Genomic DNA, 19,224 nt, shown 5'->3' on the forward strand with positions numbered 1-19,224 from the left:
GTTTTTATACAAGCTGCCGGCCGCTCCGCCGGCGGCTTGGCCGTGGACGGGGCCGCGCCCGTTTGGCCGCGAAAGACATGGGTTTGCCGCAGGGATAAGCAACAAAAAGGTCGGGAAGGCCGTAGCGTCATGGTCTGTGTGAGTGTCGATGTAGGTTGTGTAAAAAAAAATCAAATTTTGTGCACCTCTGGGATGAAAGGAGAAGACATCTATGGGCAAGCATTTTGCGGCTCAACGGCATGAAAGCGTAGGAAACGGGGAAAAAGCGGGGTTGAAAGCCATTGGGGCGTTTTCCTCCGTATTTTTAGGGGTTTGTTCACTGGCGATCGGTAACGTCAACGCTGCGGAAACCAAGAGCAACGAAACCTACCAGGACGCGGAAACGCTGCTGGTCACCGGTGAGAAGATCAAACGTTCCATTTTCGACACCGGCTCCAGCGTGCAGGTGTTCGACAGCAACCGCATCGCCTCGATGCCTGACGCAGTGCAGATCCCCGATCTGCTGCGCATGACCCCCAACGTGGTGGATCTGGGCATCGGCAACGAACTGCCGACCGTGCGCGGCATCGACGGTTCCGGTCCGAACGTCGGCGCCAATGCCTTCCTCAGCGGCACCCGCCCGCGCCTCAATCTGTCGTTGGACGGCCGCTCGCTGACCTATAACGAACAGGCGTTCGGCCCGCAGTCGCTGTGGGATTTGGATCGCGTCGAAGTGTTCCTCGGCCCGCAAAGCTACATCCAGGGGCGCAACGCCATCGCCGGCGCCATCGTCATGGCCAGTAAAGATCCGACCTTCGAGTGGGAAAGCGCCTTCAAGGGTGGGGCCGGTAACCAGCATTCTTCACAGCTGGCCGCCATGGCGTCCGGCCCGCTGGTGGAGGATCAGCTGGCGTTCCGCGTCAGCGTCGATCGCCAGCGGCGCCGCAGCGAAGCCGATCTGCCGGCCTATGCGCCGGTGGGCGATCCGCGCGAAGTGGAAGCCACCACCGCCCGTGCCAAGCTGTTGTTCAATCCGGCCGGCCTGCGCGATCTGACCACCAAGCTGACCTTTAACCACTTCGGCAGCACCGCGCCACAGAACGAAAGCCTCAACCCGCAGCCGCATCCGACCAACCCGCGTCACGATCCGCGCCGCGCCGTGTTCAAAAGCAATATGAACAGCAGCATCTGGGATCTGGCCTGGGAGGCCTCCGATGCGCTGACGTTTGAAAACCGCGTTATCTATACCGATTTCAACATCAACCGTCCGACCGCTTACAACATCCAATACGCCGAGATCGACGGCCAGGAAGTTCACGTAGAGCCGGTGGTACGCTTCGGCGGTGCGGACAGCCGTCTGCACGGGCTGGCGGGGCTGCGTTACTTCCACGGTACGCAGGATGAGTTCGTCAATATCTTCGGCGGATCGACCTTCAAAGATAAAACCGATACCCATTCGGCGTTCGCCGAGCTGACCTATGCGCTGACGCCGCAGGTGGACGTGACCGCCGCCAGCCGCCTGGAACGCGAACACCGTCGCCGCGACGGCGGCAGCCAGGCGGTGCGTATCGACTTCGATGAAACTTACACCGTGTTTTTGCCGAAGCTGGACGTGGCCTGGAAACCGACGGATACCCAAACCTACGGCGCCAAGATCGCCCGCGGCTATAACGCCGGCGGCGGCGGCATCACGATCGGTACGCCGGTGGTCAGCTATACCTACGGTTCCGAGTATGTCTGGAACTATGAGCTGTACACCCGCCATCACCTGAAAGACGCCAACGTGGTGCTGACGGGTAACATTTTCTTCAACGATTACAAAGACATGCAGCTGCCGTACTCGTTGGGTGAGAACTCCAGCGTGATCCGTAACGCCGACAAGGTGGAAACCTACGGTGCGGAAATCGGCGCCACCTGGCAGCCGCGTTGGGACTTCGAACTGTTCGGCAACCTCGGCCTGCTGAAAACCGACATCAAGAAGTTCTCGGGCAGTGGCGTGGAAGGGCATGAGCTTGCGCGCGCACCGGCTTACACCGCCAACATGGGTGCCAAATATCAGTTCCTGAAAGGATGGGAGCTGAGCAGCAACGTGGCGTTTACCGACTCCTACTATTCGCAATACGACAACGACTCGCGCGGGCGCATCGGCTCCTATTGGACGGCCAACGCTCAGCTGGCTTACACCTTCGACTACGGTCGCGCCACGCTGTATGCGAAAAACCTGTTTGATTCAGACCGCCGTGAGATGGTCAGAAGCAACGACATCTACACGGCGACTCTCCAGCGAGGCCGTCTGGTCGGCGCGGCGGTTGAGCTGAATTTCTAACGCTATCGCGATGACGGGGGACGAATGTCCCCCGTTTTATGCGCTATCCCGGCACGGCCGGGCAAGGAGATAACGCAGTGATCGGTGATTTTGACAGCATTCTGAGCGATGAAGAGGCCCAGCGGCTGGAGAGCGCTTTTCAGGCGCTGGGCGCGGCGTCGGCGAACGGCGAGCGGCCGGTAAGCGAAGCCGAAGAGCGGGCATGGTTTGCCCATCTGCAGCAGGGTGACGCACGCGGGCAGCGGGCGCTGGCTTGGCGCCTGACGGGGGGCGTGGATGTCGCCCAACTGACGGCGGCGCTGCAGGCGTTGGTGCGGGAGACGCCGGGCGTGGACGTGCATTACGTTTTTGATGACGAAAACGGTCTGGTGAAACGGCCCGCCGGCTCGGCGCCGCTGCCGGTGAGCCTCCGTCAGGTGGCGGACGAACCACACGCCATTTGTTGCCTGCTGCAGGCGCAGGCGGCGCCGTTTGAACTGGAAAGCGAAGCGCCGCTGCGCTGCCTGCTGTTGCTCACGCCGGGCGATGACGTGATTTTGGGCGTGGTATTGCATAACATCCTGGCGGAAACGCTGCCGTGGCGCCACCTGCCGGCGATGCTGTCCGCCCGTTATAACGGGGATGCGATGCCTCTGCCATTCGCGGCGGAGCCGGTCGAGCTGCCGGAAATCCCGGAGCCGCAGCTGCCCTGGGCGCGCCAGGCGGTCTCGCTGCAGGATTACCGCAGCCCGGCGCAGCGTGCTGAAGCCTTGCCGCCGGTGGGCGCGCGCGTGGTCACGCGCATTGCGCGCGCGCTGTTGCCCGCCAACGACACGCCGCGGGCCTTGCTGGCGGCGGTGGCGGCGCGGTTTGCCGAGTTCGTCGCCGCGCAGGCCGGTGGCCAAACGGTGCAGCTGTGCGTGCCGGCCGCAGAAACGGCGGAGTGCGTCGGTCTGGAGCTGGGCCTGACGGCGGCGCCGCTGATGCGCCTGACCGTGCAGCATGGCGAGGGCGACATCGGGCAGCGGCTGCTGGCGCAGGCCGTGGCTGAACAGCTGGATCCGCAACGGGCGCAGCTGCTGGTGGCCTGGCGCGACGATCTGGCCGCAGAGTGGCGGCTGGAAGGCGTTCACGCCGAACGCCTGTTGCTGCCGCCGCTGCATACGCCGTTTGAACTGGCGCTGCTGTTGGGCTTGCCGGAGGCAGAAACGCTGACGCTGGAGCTGGTCACCGACCCGCGCCTGTCTCCGCACGCGGCGCCTTTCCTGCTGGAGCAGTTCAGCGCGTTCCTGGCCGGGCAGCGAATTGCCGTCGCCTTGCCGGTGGCTGAGGCCGTTTCCCCGGCGATGGCCGCGCCGGTGGCGAACGGCGACGCCGACGAAAGCGTTGCGCCGCTGATTTTGCAGGAGTTCCGTGAGGCGCTGGTAGCGCCGGAAATGACCCTCGATGAAGACTTCTTCGATCGCGGCGGCCATTCGCTGGTCGCTACCCGGGTGATTGGCCGCTTGCTGAGCCTGCATCAGATCGAAATCAACATTAACGATCTGTTCAGCCATCCGACGGCGCGCGGGCTGGCGGGCTACGCCAAACGCCTGAACGTCGCGCAGCCGAATGCCTCGGTAGCCATCGCCGACGATCATGATCGGGCGCAGGCGCCGCTGTCGCTGGCGCAGGAATCGCTGTGGAAGGTGTATGAAGCCTTCGGCCATGACGAGATTTTCAACCTGCCGTTCTCTCTGCGCTTCTTCGATGCGGTGGACGAAACGGCGCTGCACCAGGCGTTTATCGACGTCATGACTCGCCATACCGTGCTGCGTTCACGCTTTGTCGAGCAGCAGGGGGAGGTGGTGCAGGTGGTGGTGCCGGCCGCAGAACTGCCGGATTATCAGTGGTTCCGCTTCTCTCACGAGACGCCAGCGGGTAATGCCGCGGCCCTGTTGGCCGACGCCGGCCAGCACCGGTTCGATCTGGCCGCCGAGCTGCCGCTGCGCGCCACGCTGCTGCGCGATGCGGACAACGGCCAACAGCTGCTGTCGCTGCTGTTCCACCATGTGGTGCTGGATGAATGGTCGCTCAACCTGATGATGGATGAGCTGGGCGTCGCCTATCGCCATCGCGTCGTCGGCCAGGCGCCGCAGTGGAGCGGGCAGCCGCCGCAGTTCCACACCTTCGCCCGGCAGCAGCGGGCCTCCGGGGTGCAGCAGCAACATCTGGACTACTGGCTCGATGCGCTGCGCGGCGCGCCGGTCGGCCAGCCGATCTTCCGGCAAGAAGCGTCCACCCATCCGGCGGTGCCGGCACCGGCGGACGTCAACGGCGGCTGGCTGGAGTTCGAGGTCGATCCTGCCGTGGCGGAAGGCTTGTATCAGCTTGCCCGCCGCAACAACGCGTCGCTGTTTAACGTGGTGTATGCCGGGATTACCTCGGCGCTGCGTCTGCTGGGCGGCCCGGCGGATCTGCTGGTGGGCACCTCAACCTCCGGCCGTAACGACGCCGAGTTCTTCGATACCGTCGGCTATTTCACCACCGTGGTGGTGCACCGCGTGCGCTTTGACGAAGGGCTGACGGTGGCCGGGTTGGTCAGCCAGGTGAAAAACACCATCAATGGCTCGCTGCCGTACACCGACATTCCGATCGATCTGGTGGAAGAAGGGCTATTCGGCGTGGACGCCGACCGCAAGAATCACATGTTCGAAGTGTTCATCCAGATCCACAGCCGCATCAAGCTGAACGGCGAGTTCCGGCTGCAGGACGGCAGTGCGATCGCCTACCGTCAGGTGGAACCGGAGAAAGCCGAATCGCTGCTCGGCCTGCAGTTTGAGGTGATGGAAGACGATCTGGCCGGGAAGAAATCCCTGCGGGTGATGATGACCTACCGTCAGGACCACTACAGCCGGGAGCAGGCCAATCTGATCGCCGATGGCGTTCAGCACGTCTTTACCCAGTTTGCGCAGCACATCGCTGGCGATATCGCTCTGGCGGCGCTGCCGCCCGGGCCGCAGGCATGACGTTGTTTCACTCTAACCGAAAGCATGATTTTCAAGGAGATAAAAGGATGTCTGGAACCCTAGCAACCCCGCGCGCGCTACTGTCGCTGCTGGTGGCGGCCTCTCTGGTGGTCGCCGGCGCCGCGCAGGCGGACGATGTCGGCATCAAACCGCAGGACATCAAGCGCGAGGCGCTGTCATCGACGGTGGTGGAGATGGCCTACAGCACCTCGCAACAGGCGCTGTTCGTCAGCGCGCCGGACTGGAAAGAAGAGGCGCGCTCCCGCGTGCTGCGGCTGGATCCCAACACCCTGGCGATCAAGGCAGAGATCCCGCTGCAGGTGAAAGGCTTCGGCGTGGCGCTGAACGACGCGGGCAATCGCCTGTACCTGACGCAGGCTTTCAACGGCGAAGTTGGGGTGGTGGACACTACCACCAACCACGCGCTGGGCAGCATCAAGCTGCTGGACAAAGCGGTGCTGGAGCAGGCTTACAAGCAGGCGGGCATCAGCGGCAAGCGCCTGGACTTCCTGTTGGCGGAGCTGAAGAAATTCAAAATCACCGAGGACTACCTGTACCGCCTCCGCGAGCTCAAGTATGACGCGCAAAGCGGCCGTCTGTTCCTGCCGGGCCTGGGCTTCGGCGTCGACAGCGTGCTGTACGTGGTCGATACCAAAGCCGGCAAGCTGGAGAAAGTGATCCCGGGCTTCGGCTACAACGCGGTGGGCATCACGCTGGATGAGAAGGGCCGCCGGGTGTTCGTCTCCAACATGCAGGGGCAGGTGATCACCCTGAACGCCGACACGCTGGCGATCACCGCCACGCACGAAGTGCAGGCCGATCAGCTGCTGAACCTGGTGTATGACCCGGCGAGCAATCGCCTGCTGGGCGTCGATCAGGGTATCGATCGCGACGACTACCGCAACCATCATCTGGGGCACGACTACGTGAAGCGCAGCAGCGGCCACCGGGTGTTTGCGCTGGATGCGGACAGCGGCAAAGTGCTGGCCAGCGAGCTGACGGATGAGGTGCCGATCGGCCTGCTGCTCGACGAACGCAGCCAGCGGCTGTATGTCGCCAACCGCAAAGGCGTGCGCGTGGATCACGGCGCCGGGACGCTGACGGTGTTCGACGCCAAAACGCTCAAGCGCCTGCAAACCGTAGACCTGCCGCCTCACCCTAACAGCCTGGCGTTGGATCCGAAAGGCGACGCGCTGTTCGTGACGGTGAAAAACGACGGCGCTTCCACCAAGGCCGGCAAGCCGGAAAGCGTGGTGCGCATTCAGCTGCACACCAGGTAACTAAATATTAAATATAAAGATAAAAAAAGGGGCGCCGCGGCGCCCCTTTTTCGTTGGGTCATGTCATCAGAAGTGGGTGTTGATGCTCATGTAGTAGGTACGCCCCGATTCGTTATAGGTGGCTGCGCCTGCACCATACATGTAGGAGTTGGTTTTCGCGTTGCCAACAGTTTGTGCATTGCCGGCGCGGAACTGGCGTTTGTCGAACAGGTTGTCGATGCCGGCGGTGACGCTGACGTTTTTGGTCAAGTCATAGGTCGCGCTGGCGCCGACGATGGCGTAAGGGCTGACCTCGCGGGCTTCTGAGCCGACAGCGCTCTCTCCTTTATAGTTATACTTCTTCGGTTTCTGCCGGCCGTACCAGGTTAAAGTGGACTGCATCGACAGATCCTGCGTAGCCTGCCAGCTGAGGGTCGAGTTGACGGTGAACTTCGGGATCACCGACAGGTAATCGCCGGTGGTCTTGTTCTTGTTCTCGATCATGTAGGTGGCGTTGTTGCTCCAGGTGACGGTCTCGCTGACCGGCACGTTCAATGAGCCTTCCAGCCCCTGCACCACCGCCTTCGGCACGTTTTCCCACTGATAGATATCGGTTTTAAGACTGTTTGAGGAAATTGGCGCGTAGCCAGCCTCAATTTTGTTGCGGTAATCGTTGCGGAAGTAGGTCACGCCGGCCAGCCAGCCTTCGTTATGGAACTCCAGCCCGATCTCTTTGTTAACGCTGGTTTCCGCTTTCAAATCGTCGTTGCCCATCAGATAGCAAGCGCCAGCACTGGCTGCACAACCTTGACCACGGCTATACAGGATATAGTTACCGTTGTTCTGGAACAGATTGGGCGCTTTGTAGGAGCGTGCGATACCCATCTTCAGCGTGAAGTAGTCGCCCAGTTCCTGCGACAGGTTCAGCGCCGGGCTCCAGTTGTTGCCGGATTCGGAGTGCAAATCGTAGCGCAGGCCCGGCGTCAGCATGGTGGTGTCGGTCAGCTCGATATTGTCTTCGGCGAACAGCGAGAAGATATGTGCGGAGGAATAAGGACTACGGTTAGTGCTGTCCACTCCAGGGATCACTCCACCTTCGGTGAGAGACTGGCTAGTGGAGGTGCCGTCTTTCATCCGCTGCTGAGACCACTCGGTGCCCAGCGTAGCGGTCTGTGAAACGCCCAGTTCAAACGGCACGCTGACTTCGCTGTGCGCCAAGAAGTCGTCCAGCTTGATGGTGCCGAAACCGGTGTTATTGGTGTCGAAAATGCCTTCCAAGCCGCCTGACAGGCCTTCATTCAGGCGGGTGTTGCGGGTGCGCTCGAACTGCACGTAGTTGTTGGTGCTCACGCCGTTGTCCCAGGCGCCGCGGTGGGTCAGGCCGAAGGTTTCACGGTAGATGCGGTTGGTCTCTTTGCCGTAGTTGCTCTGCACCAGGGCGTTGGTGTTGGTGTTCTGGGTATCGCCGGCGTACAGGTTGCCCTGGCGGCCGTAGGCGTACTCGAACTCCAATGACTGCAGATGGGCGAAATCCCAATGCAGCAGGGCGTCGATGTTTTTATCGACCACTCCTTCACGTCCGGCAGGTAATGTATTGGAATAGCTGCCAGTGCGCTCGGATTGATGACCTTGGTTAATGTCCCAGGCGTCGGCCTGCGTTTTGCTGTAGCCGCCGAACAGGCGGAAGCTCAGGGAATCGCTCAGCGGGCCGGACAGGCTGAAGTCGGTGCGCTTGGTGGCGCCTTCCTGCTTGTGCTGCGGCACGTTGAAGTAGCCGTTCAGCGAGCCGTGCAGCGCATCGCCGGCCTTCTTGGTGATGATGTTGACCACGCCGCCCGCGGCGCCGTTGCCGTAGCGCGCGGCGGCAGGGCCGCGCAGCACTTCGATGCGCTCGATCATTTCCGGCGGCACCCAGGCGGTATCGCCGCGCGAGTCGCGCTCGCCGCGCCAGCCCTGACGCACTGAGTTGCGGCTGGAGGCCGGTTTGCCGTCGATCAGAATCAGGGTGTTTTCCGGGCCCATGCCGCGGATATCGATCTGGCGATTGTTGCCGCGCTGGCCGCTGGTGGAGTTGCCGGTCAGGTTAACCCCGGGCATGGTGCGGATCAGTTCGCTGATGTCGCGTGCCGGCGGGCGTTTTTTGATCTCTTCGGCGGTGATGGTGGACACCCCCGGCGCCTGCAGGTTCTGCCGGGCGGCGGTCACGACGATGGTGTCTTCGCCGCGCGGCTTTTTATCCGCTGTGCCGCTGTTTTCTTCCGTGGTGGGGGTGTCGGTCTGCTGCGCGGCGTTGGCGAACGCGGACGCGCCCAATCCCAAGCCGATAAGAGTGGCTAAAGAATAACGTGATAGCTTGCTTTTCATTTGAGTGTCCTACCTTGCTGCCATCCCTCGCCGAACGGGGGGAAGGGCGGTTGTAGTTTTTGTGTAGTCGGAAATAGAAAATCGGCTGCGGCAAGGGATGCCATTGATGTATCCCCGATCCCTGTCCGTTGCGCGCAATACCAGCACGATCTCCAAGCCTTACACACTATTGCAAATGCAAATTATTATCAATAGTATTTGGCGTACAGTGCGTTCGGGCGGTGGCCGGCGATAGGGAAAAGTCGACGTTCCCGGTGCCGCCAACTACAAAATGGGTAGGCGTTGTGAATACAGAACTACAGTCAGAAAGCAGCAGATTATTGGCCAGCAGCAATGCGGGCAGTCCAGGGTGGTGGTTGACGGTGGCACGGCGCGGTACGCCATGGGTAGAACCGGCGGGTAACGGCCGGTGGCGAACCACCTTTTTCTGGCGCGATCCTCAGGGATGCGAATTGACCTCCGCCTACCGTCGCGTGTGGATCAACATTAACTGCCTGACCGACCATCACCAGCCGAATCCGCCGCAAAGCCTGCAGCGTTTGGCCGGTACCGACGTGTGGTACTGGCAGACCGAGCTGAGCGGCGCCTGGCGCGGCAGCTACTGCTTTATCCCCTGCTTTGACGAGCGGCCGCCGGCGTTCAGCGGCGACGATGCGCACGCCAACATGCACAACCTGCGCCACTGGTGGCACCAGGTGTTCGCCAGCGCCACCCCCGATCTGCTCAACCCGTACCGCTCCTGGCAAAGCGCCAGCGGCCACAGCGTATCCGGCCTGCACATGCCGGATGCACCGCCGCAGCCGGTATGGCGCTCGTTCGACGAGTACGAGATCGCCAGCGGGCGCTGTACGCCACCGCTGCCGGCGCGTTTGCAGCGCCATACCTGGCAAAGCGAGCGCCTGGGCAATAGCCGCGACGTCTGGATCTACACCACCGGTGACAGCAAGCCGGCCGAGCGCCCGCTCGCGATCCTGCTCGACGGCCAGTTCTGGGCGAAGCAGATGCCGGTTTGGGAGCCGCTGATGCAGCTGACCCGCGAAGGGGCATTGCCGGAAGCGGTGTATGTGCTGATCGACATCATCGATCTGCCGCATCGGTCGCGCGAACTGACCTGCAAGGACGACTTCTGGCTGGCGGTGCAGGAAGAACTGATGCCACAGCTGGCCGACTGGGCGCCGCACAGCGACAAACCGGCTGACACGGTGGTGGCGGGGCAAAGCTTTGGCGGCCTGGCCTCCCTGTATGCCGGGCTGCGCTGGCCGCAGCGCTTCGGCGCGGTGATCACCCAGTCCGGTTCCTACTGGTGGCCGCGGCGCGACATGCTGCAGCTGCCGAGCATTCCCGATGACGCCTGCTGGTTGCTGCAACAGGTAGAACTGCACGGCTTGGGCAATCACGGCGCGCTGAAGGTATTTATGGAAGCCGGTTCGCAGGAAAAATTGGTGCATCGGGTCAGCGGCGAAATGGCGGCACGCCTGAGCGACGCCGGCCATCGGGTGCACTACCGGGTGGTGGAAGGCGGGCACGACGCGCTGTGTTGGCGCAGCGGCCTGACCGATGGGCTGCAGGCGGTCTGGGCTTCCGCTTTCGCCACCGCTTATCCGGCATCGGCGACGGCAACGGCACGAGGAACACATGGTGGAAAGCCTGAATCCGTTCGATGATCAACAGCAGCGCAGCCTGGTGCTGCGCAACGTACAACAACAATACAGTTTGTGGCCGGATTTCCGCGCCATTCCGTCCGAATGGACGATCGTCTTCGGCCCGGCGGCGCGCACCGCGTGCGCCGAATGGCTGGAGCAGCATTGGCAAGACATTCTGCCGGTCGCAGCACGCGAGGCGTGACCGGCGCCAGGTAATCACGGGAGCAATAAGCAGTGTCACACACCCCTAACTCTCTCAGCGGCCCGGCGCTTGCGGGCGAATGGCCGCTGGTCGCGGCGCAACCCGGCATCTGGGTCGCCGATCAAATCTCCCCGCATCGCAATGCCTACGCGGTCGCACATGCCATCGAACTCAACGGCCCTGTCGCCGTGGAGCCTCTGCTGCGGGCCATCATCCAGGGCCTGGGCGAGGTGGACATGCTACGCCTGCGTTTTGCGGAACGCGACGGCGTGCCGGTGCAATGGCTGGACGATGCGCTGGCGGTGCACGAGCCGGAACTTGTCGATCTGACGACGTCGCCGGATCCCGACGCCGCCGCGCGCGCGCTGATGGACATCGATCTGGCAAGCGATCTGCGCGCCGGCAGCGGCGCACCGCTGTATCGCCATGTGGTGATGCGTTTGGCTGATGATCGCTGGTTCTGGTATCAGCGCTATCACCATTTGCTGGTGGACGGTTTCAGCTTCACCGCCATCGCTCGCCGCGTGGCGGCGATTTACTCCCATCTTTGCCACGGCGACGCGCTGGAACCGACGCCTTTCACGGCGTTCAGCGACGTGGTGGCGGAATACCAGGCTTACCGGCAGGCGCCGGCCTGGCAACGCGACGCCGATTTCTGGCTTGAAAAAGCGCGGCAGCTGCCACCGCCGGCCACGCTCTGCCCGCAGCCGCTGGCCGGGCAAACGCCCACGCCGCGTATCCATCGATTGGAACAGCGCTGCGATCCGCAGGCCTTCGCCGAATTGGTACAGCGTGGCGCGCAGCAGAAGCTGAACGCCGCCGATATGGCGGTGGCGCTGGTGGCGCTGTGGGTATCGCGCCTGAGCGGCCAACCGAGCTTCAGCGCCGGTTTTATCTTCATGCGCCGCACCGGATCGGCCGCCTTGTGCGCCGCCGGCCCGGTGATCAACGTGTTGCCGATGGAGATGCACCTCGAGCCGCAGGCCACGCTGTATGAGGCCGCCACCCGCATCAGTCGCGAGCTGAAAACGGTGCGTCGCCATCAGCGCTACGACGCCGAACAGGTGCAGCGCGATCTGGGGCGCATCGGCGACGGCGAACCGCTGTACGGCACGGTCTTCAACTTCAAAATGTTCGATTACCAGCTGGATTTCGCCGGTATCGAAGGCATTACCCACGATCTGGCCTCCGGGCCGGTGCGCGATCTGGAGATTGCGCTGTTTATTGACGAACACCATCAGCTGAAGGTTGAACTGCTGGCCAACGCCGAGCGTTACAGCCGCCAGGAATTGCAGGCGCACCTGCAACGATTGCCGCTGCTGCTGGCGCAGTTCGCCGCGCAGGCAACGTTGCCGATCGGCGAAGCCGATATGCTGACTGCAGACGATCACGCGCTGCTGGCGCGGGTCAACGACACGGCGCACCCGGTGCCGGCGACCACGCTGAGCCAGTTGCTGGCGCAGCAGGCGCAAACCACGCCGGACGCACCGGCGCTGGCGGATGCGCATTTCAATTTCACCTACCGCGAAACGCGCGAGCAGGTTACGGCGCTGGCGCGCGAGCTGGTGGCGCAGGGCGTGCGGCCGGGCGACATCGTGGCGGTGGCGCTGCCGCGTTCGGTGTTTCTGTCGCTGGCGTTGATGGCGATCGTGGAAGCGGGCGCCGCCTATCTGCCGCTGGACACCGGTTATCCGGACGAGCGGCTGGCGATAATGCTGGAAGACGCCGCGCCCCGGCTGGTCATCACCAACCCGGCGCAGCAGGCGCGTTTCGCCGACAAGGGCGAAATTTTGCTGTATGACGCGCCGCTGGCGGCCGATCACGCCGCCGGGGTGGCGATCGCGGGCCCGACGCCGGACCATGCGGCCTATATCATCTTTACCTCCGGCTCCACCGGGCGCCCGAAAGGCGTGCTGGTCGGCCATCAGGCGATCGTCAACCGCCTACTGTGGATGCAACACCAGTATCCGCTGGGGGCGGACGACGCGGTGCTGCAGAAAACGCCGTGCAGTTTCGACGTCTCGGTGTGGGAATTCTTCTGGCCGCTAATGGTCGGCGCCCGGCTGGTGATGGCGCCGCCGGAGGCGCACCGCGATCCGCAGCAGCTGCAACAGCTGATCGCACAACACCGCATTACCACGCTGCACTTCGTGCCGTCGATGCTGGCGGCTTTCGTGGCCGCCCTGGACGACGACGCGGCGGTGGCGAACTGCGCTGCGCTGCGCCAGGTGTTCTGCAGCGGCGAAGCGCTGCCGGCGGAGCTGTGCCGCCTGTGGCAAAGCCGCACGGCGGTGCCGTTGCACAACCTCTACGGCCCGACCGAAGCGGCGGTGGACGTGACCTGGCATCCGGCTTACGGCGACGCGCTAGCGAAAGTGACCGGCGCCAACGTGCCGATCGGTCTGCCGGTATGGAACACCGGGCTGCGTATTCTTGACGCGCGCCTGCGGCCGGTGCCGCCGGGCGTGGCGGGCGATCTGTATCTGACCGGCGTGCAGCTGGCGCACGGCTACCTTGGCCGGCCGGATCTGACCGCCAGCCGCTTTGTCGCCGATCCGTTCGGCGAGGGCGGGCGCATGTACCGCACCGGCGACGTGGCGCGCTGGCTGCCGGACGGCACGGTGGAATATTTGGGCCGCAGTGACGACCAGCTGAAGATCCGCGGGCAGCGTATCGAGCTGAGTGAAATCGACCACGCCTTGCTGTCGCTGCCGGGCGTGCGCCAGGCGGTGACGCACGCGCTGGTGCTGCAGGGCACGCCGGTGGATGCCGGCGGCGATGCGCGCCAACTGGTGGGTTATCTGGTGATGCAGCCCGGCGCGAACTGGGATGCGGAAGCCCTGCGTGCGGCGCTGGCCGACCGTCTGCCACCGCACATGGTGCCGGTGGCGCTGGTGGAAATGAGTGATTTGCCGCTGAGCGCCAACGGCAAGCTGGATCGCAAGGCCTTGCCGCAGCCGCAGGGCGGTGAGCGCAAGGCAGGACGGCCGCCGCAGGCCGGGCTGGAAAGCGAGATCGCGGCGGTGTTCGCCCGTTTGCTGCAGCGCGAGCAGGTGTTCGCCGATGACGACTTCTTCGCGCTCGGTGGCCATTCGCTGCTGGCGATGCGGCTGGCGGCGGAGCTGCGCCGCGATCTGGGCAAGGCGGTGTCCGTCGGCCAGGTGATGGTGGCGTCGCGCGTCGAGCAACTGGCTGTCTTGCTGGCGGAAGAACGCACGCAGGAAGAGGCCGATCGTAGCGGCTTCGACAGCGTATTGCCGCTGCGCGTCACCGAGGGGCCGACGCTGTTCTGTCTGCACCCGGCGTCCGGTTTCTCCTGGCAGTTCAGCGTATTGCCACGCTATCTCGATCAGCACTGGTCGCTGGTCGGTATCCAGTCGCCGCGGCCGGACGGCCCGCTGGCGCTGAGCGAAGATATGGATCAGGTGGTGGATGCCCACCTGCAGACGGTGTTGCAGGTCCAGCCGCACGGGCCGTACCACTTCATCGGCTACTCGCTGGGCGGCACGCTGGCCCAGGGCATCGCCGCCCGGCTGCAGGCGCGCGGCGAGCAGGTGGCGTTCCTCGGCCTGCTGGATACCTATCCGCCGGAGACCCAAAACTGGGACGTGATGCTGGACGACAACGTGTTGAAGGAAGTGCAGCGCGAGCGCGAGCAGTTCCTGGCGGTGTCGCAGGATACGCTCGATCCGGCGCTGGGCGAGACGCGCACGGCGATGTTCGACAACATCGAAGCCAACTACGCCGATTCGGTGCGGTTGCTGTCGCACACGCGTACCGCCCGTTTCCATGGCCAGGCGACGCTGTTCGTCGCCAAACGTACGCTGCAGGAAGGGATGGACGTGCAGCAGACCTGGTCGCAGTACGTCGATGCGCTGCAGGCGCACGAGCTGGACTGCGCGCATGTCGATATCGTTTCGCCGGCGTCGTTCAAAGTGCTGGGGCCGCTGCTGAACCGGATCTTGCGCACGCTGTAATCGCGCTCGTCATCTCGCCGCCAGGCTCGGGGATTACCCCGCGTGTGGCGGCGTTTCTTGCGGTTGCTCACAATTGAATATCAATGATTTTTATTATCATTATTGATTTCGTCATCTGTGCTAGCATAGCGCTCCGCAACTGCAGAATCCCCGTTTAAAGATGTGGTGAACAACCGATGAGTAGCAAACCCTCCATCCTGCTTGATTTCAGCCTGTTGAAAACCAACCGGGCTTTCCGCGCGGTGTTCTGCGCGCGCTTTATCTCCATTGTAGCGCTGGGGTTGATGGCGATCGCCATCCCGGTGCAAATCCAGGCGCTGACCGGTTCCACCCTGCAGGTCGGGCTGGCGGTGACGCTGGCCGGCGGCGGCATGTTCGCCGGGCTGCTGATGGGGGGCGTATTGGCCGATCGCTATGAGCGGCGCCGGCTGATCCTGTTCGCGCGCTCCACCTGCGGCATCGGCTTCGTCGGCCTGTGTCTCAATGCCCTGTTGCCATCGCCTTCGCTGGCGGCCATTTATCTGTTGGCGGTGTGGGACGGTTTCTTCGGTGCGGTGGGGGTGACGGCGCTGCTGGCGGCCACGCCGGCGCTGGTGGGCCGCGAAAACATCGTGCAGGCGGGCGCCATCAGCATGCTGACGGTGCGCTTCGGCTCGATTCTTTCCCCGGCGATTGGCGGCCTGGTGATCGCCCACATGGGCATTGCCTGGAACTACGGCCTGGCGGCGTTCGGCACCCTGCTGACGCTGTTGCCGCTGCTGAGCCTGCCGCAGCTAATGCCGCCACCGCAGCCGCGTGAACACCCGCTGCGCGCGCTGGCGGGCGGCTTCGCCTTCCTGTTCCAGAACAAGGTGATCGGCATGGTGGCGCTGATCGGCGCGCTGCTGACCATGGCCAGCGCGGTGCGCGTGCTGTACCCGGCGATGGCGGAAAGCTGGCACATCGACGCTGCCCACCTCGGTTATATGTACGCCGCCGTGCCGCTCGGCGCGGCCATCGGCGCGTTCACCAGCGGGCGCGTGGCGCACGTGGCGCGCCCCGGCTGGGTGATGCTGCTGACGGCGATCGCGGCGTTCGCCGCCATTGGCCTGTTCGGCCTGATGCCGTGGTACAGCCTGGCGTTGCTGTGCCTGGTGGCGTTCGGCTACCTGAGCGCGCTGAACTCGCTGCTGCAATACGGCCTGATCCAGAGCCTGACGCCGGACAATTTCCTCGGCCGTATCAACGGCCTGTGGACGGCGCAAAACGTGGTGGGCGATGCGCTGGGCGCGTTGCTGTTGGGGGCGATGGGCGCCTTCATGCTGCCGGCGATGAGCGCCAGCGGTTTCGGCTTCGGCGCCGCGCTGCTCGGCATCCTGTTGCTGTTCGCCATGACCGGTTTGCGCCAGGTGACGTTGCACAAACCGGAGCCGCAGCCCGCCACAGAAAAGTAGTCGAACGCGTTAAGACAACGCTGTGGGATCAAATAGCAATGCTTATCATCGGCATGCGTAAAACCCACAGCGTTTATGTCATGATTTCGAAATGAAAGAAGTGCTTACGTTTATTGACATAGCAAATATCGGCGAGTAATTTAGCGCGGAATTAACTCAAATGATAATCATTATTATATTGGTTATCACTTCAAATCCTTGAGGGCGAAGCGATGGATACTGCCGTGAACGACATCAATCGAAAGGAAATGCAGGAGTGCGAAGAACACCGGTTCGCCGCTGATTTTTCTCCGGCGTCGGGCTTCTTCTTTACCTCTCCTTTCCGCAGCTTGACCACTACCGGTTGTTTCAGCCGCATTCGCCTGCCGGCCGCAGACGGCGCCGATCTGAACGGCGAGTTCCAGCGCAGCGTACGGCAGGCGTTTGCCGAGGCCCGTCAGGCCGGTATCAAAAAACCGCTGCTGTGCGGTGCCATCCCGTTCGATACCCGGCAGCCTTCGGCGCTGTTTATTCCGCAGCAGAGCCGCTGGTTCGATCGCGCCGCCTTTATGGCCGGCGTTCGGCCGCCGGCGAACGGCCCTGAACTGGCCGGCGTGACGGAGCTACCGCCGCAGCAGCCGTTTATGAAGATGGTCAGCGACGCCGTTGACGCGATGAAGGCCGGTGAGCTGGATAAAGTAGTCTTGTCGCGCCTGCTGGAGATCGAAACGCGCCAGCCGGTGGATCGCCATGCGCTGATGGCACGCGTAATTGCCCAGAACCCGCATGGTTTCCATTTCCATGTGCCGCTGGAGCAGGGTGCGCTGTTGGGCGCCAGCCCAGAGCTGCTGCTGCGCCAGGACAACGGCCGTTTCTATTCTAACCCGCTGGCCGGTTCCGCCCGGCGCGAGGCCGACCCGCAGCGCGATCGCGAAGTGGGGGAGTGGCTGATGACCTCGGCGAAAGATCGCCACGAGCATCGCATCGTCACCGAAAGCATACGTGACGTGCTGGCCGGCCGCTGCCGCTACCTGAACGTGCCGCAAACCCCTGAACTGCTGACCACCACGACGCTGTGGCATCTCTCCACGCCGATCGACGGCGAGGCGGCGTCTCCAGACGAAAATGCCCTGTCGCTGGCCTGCCTGCTGCACCCGACGCCGGCGCTGTGCGGCATGCCGACGGCCGAGGCGCACGCCCTGATCGGCAAGCTGGAGCCGTTCGATCGCGGCCTGTTCGGCGGCATCGTCGGCTGGTGCGACGACGAAGGCAACGGCGAGTGGGTTGTGACTATCCGCTGCGGCACCGTTGACGGCAACCGGGTACGGCTGTTCGCCGGCGCCGGCATCGTGGAAGACTCTTCACCCGAATCTGAATGGCATGAAACAGGCACCAAACTCAGCACCATTCTGCGTGCCTTTGGTATGAATCAAGGATAACGACAAGATGAGCATTGCCTTTACCCCCTGGCCGGCGGAGTTCGCCAGCCGCTATCGCGAGCGCGGCTACTGGACTGACAAGCCGCTGACCGAGATCCTCGACCGCCAGGCCAACAACGACGCCCCGGCGATTATCGATGCCCAGGGCAGCCTGACCTACCGCGAGCTGCAGCAGCGCTCCGATCGCCTGGCGGCCGCTCTGCTGCGCCGCGGCGTGAAATCCGGCGATACCGCGTTGGTCCAACTGGGCAACGTGGCGGAGTTCTATATCGTGTTCTTCGCGCTGCTGAAGATTGGCGTGGCGCCGGTCAACGCGCTGTTCAGCCATCAGCGCAGCGAACTGAATGCCTATGCCGAGCAGATCAAGCCGGCGCTGCTGATCGCCGACCGCCAGCACGCGCTGTTTGCCGACGACCAATTCCTGAACGCCTTCCGCGATGCGCATCCTTCGCTGCGTGTCGTGGCGCTGCGCAGCCAGCCCGAGGGTGAGCTGGCGCTGGCCGCCTGGCTGGACGAAGCCAGCGACGGTTTCGTCGCGCAGCCTTCTGCGGCCGATCAGGTGGCGTTCTTCCAGCTTTCCGGCGGCAGCACCGGTACGCCGAAGCTGATCCCGCGTACCCACAATGACTACTACTACAGCATTCGCCGCAGCGTGGAGATCTGCCGTTTCGACGCGCAGACCCGCTATCTGTGCGCGCTGCCGGTGGCGCACAACTACCCGATGAGCTCGCCGGGCGTGTTGGGCGTGTTTTATGGCGCGGGGCTGGTGGTGTTCGCCGCCGATCCGGACGCCGGGCAGTGCTTCCGCCTGATCGAACAGCACCAAATCAACGTGACGGCGCTGGTGCCGCCGGCGGTCACGCTGTGGCTGCAGGCGATCGAAGAGTGGGGCGGCAATGCCCAGCTCGCCAGCCTGAAACTGCTGCAGGTGGGCGGCGCCAAGCTGGGCGAAACGCTGGCGGCGCGTATTCAGAACGAAATCGGCTGCCAACTGCAGCAGGTGTTCGGCATGGCTGAAGGGCTGGTGAACTACACCCGGCTCGACGACGACGAGCGCCACATCCTGACGACGCAAGGGCGGCCGATGTCGCCGGATGACGAAGTGTGGGTGGCGGACGACGACGGCAATTCATTGCCGGCGGGCGAGGTCGGTCGGTTGATGACGCGCGGGCCTTATACCTTCCGCGGTTACTACCAGAGCCCGGCGCACAACGCCGATGCCTTCGACGCCGACGGTTTCTACTGCTCCGGCGATCTGATCAGCATCAGCGAAGACGGCTACATCACCGTGCAGGGGCGGCAGAAAGACCAGATCAACCGCGGCGGGGAGAAGATCGCCGCCGAGGAAATCGAGAACCTGCTGCTGCGTCATCCGGACGTGATCAACGCCGCGCTGGTGTCGATGCCGGACGCGCTGATGGGGGAGAAGAGCTGCGCTTATATCATCGCCAACGCGCCGCTGAAGCCGGTGGTACTGCGCCGCCACCTGCGCGAACAGGGCGTGGCGGACTTCAAACTGCCGGATCGTTTTATTCAGGTGGACAGCCTGCCGCTGACTCCGGTCGGCAAAGTGGACAAAAAACGGCTGCGTCAGCAGCTCGACGAGCAACTACAGACTCAGGCTCAGGGAGATTAA

At 63.5% G+C, this 19,224-nt stretch carries 10 protein-coding genes; 9 read left to right on the top strand and 1 reads right to left on the bottom strand.

Annotated features, from left to right (window positions below; all coding sequences use genetic code 11):
• The first annotated feature begins 211 nt into the window (after positions 1 to 211).
• From FUU19_RS01320 to FUU19_RS01330, 3 genes are all read left to right on the top strand, one after another.
• Positions 212 to 2,305 (top strand): TonB-dependent receptor, encoded by a 2,094-nt coding sequence (locus FUU19_RS01320; protein WP_230507060.1) that lies wholly within the window; start codon positions 212 to 214, stop codon positions 2,303 to 2,305.
• A gap of 77 nt (positions 2,306 to 2,382) precedes the next feature.
• Entirely contained in the window at positions 2,383 to 5,292 is a 2,910-nt protein-coding gene (locus FUU19_RS01325) for a condensation domain-containing protein (protein ID WP_230491031.1), read from the top strand.
• Positions 5,293 to 5,339: 47 nt separating this feature from the next.
• Positions 5,340 to 6,572 carry a YncE family protein gene (locus FUU19_RS01330; RefSeq protein ID WP_025304962.1) on the top strand — a complete coding sequence of 411 codons (1,233 nt, stop codon included), beginning with the start codon at positions 5,340 to 5,342 and terminating at the stop codon, positions 6,570 to 6,572.
• 66 nt (positions 6,573 to 6,638) lie between these two features.
• On the opposite strand, the gene FUU19_RS01335 is transcribed toward FUU19_RS01330, so the two are convergent.
• Complete coding sequence (locus FUU19_RS01335; RefSeq protein WP_230491032.1) at positions 6,639 to 8,915, bottom strand: TonB-dependent siderophore receptor; 2,277 nt, start codon at positions 8,913 to 8,915, stop codon at positions 6,639 to 6,641.
• Positions 8,916 to 9,199: 284 nt separating this feature from the next.
• Between FUU19_RS01335 and fes the strand changes: the two genes are divergently transcribed.
• From fes to FUU19_RS01365, 6 genes are all read left to right on the top strand, one after another.
• Entirely contained in the window at positions 9,200 to 10,579 is a 1,380-nt protein-coding gene (fes, locus tag FUU19_RS01340; RefSeq protein WP_230507061.1) for an enterochelin esterase, read from the top strand.
• Positions 10,554 to 10,760: an MbtH family protein gene (locus FUU19_RS01345; RefSeq protein ID WP_048325765.1), complete on the top strand. Its 207-nt coding sequence runs from the start codon at positions 10,554 to 10,556 to the stop codon at positions 10,758 to 10,760. The genes fes and FUU19_RS01345 overlap by 26 nt, the downstream gene beginning before the upstream one ends.
• A 32-nt stretch (positions 10,761 to 10,792) precedes the next feature.
• Complete coding sequence (locus FUU19_RS01350) at positions 10,793 to 14,737, top strand: enterobactin synthase subunit F (protein WP_230507062.1); 3,945 nt, start codon at positions 10,793 to 10,795, stop codon at positions 14,735 to 14,737.
• A 176-nt stretch (positions 14,738 to 14,913) separates the two neighbouring features.
• Positions 14,914 to 16,170 carry an enterobactin transporter EntS gene (gene entS / locus FUU19_RS01355; protein ID WP_033649954.1) on the top strand — a complete coding sequence of 419 codons (1,257 nt, stop codon included), beginning with the start codon at positions 14,914 to 14,916 and terminating at the stop codon, positions 16,168 to 16,170.
• 212 nt (positions 16,171 to 16,382) lie between these two features.
• On the top strand, positions 16,383 to 17,588 hold the full coding sequence (locus FUU19_RS01360) for an isochorismate synthase (RefSeq protein WP_230491034.1): 1,206 nt from the start codon (positions 16,383 to 16,385) through the stop codon (positions 17,586 to 17,588).
• Positions 17,589 to 17,595: 7 nt separating this feature from the next.
• Positions 17,596 to 19,224, top strand: coding sequence for a (2,3-dihydroxybenzoyl)adenylate synthase (locus tag FUU19_RS01365; RefSeq protein ID WP_230507063.1), 1,629 nt, complete (start codon positions 17,596 to 17,598; stop codon positions 19,222 to 19,224).

The sequence above is a fragment of the Serratia montpellierensis genome (genome assembly GCF_020858655.1).
GTDB classification, from domain to species: domain Bacteria; phylum Pseudomonadota; class Gammaproteobacteria; order Enterobacterales; family Enterobacteriaceae; genus Serratia; species Serratia montpellierensis.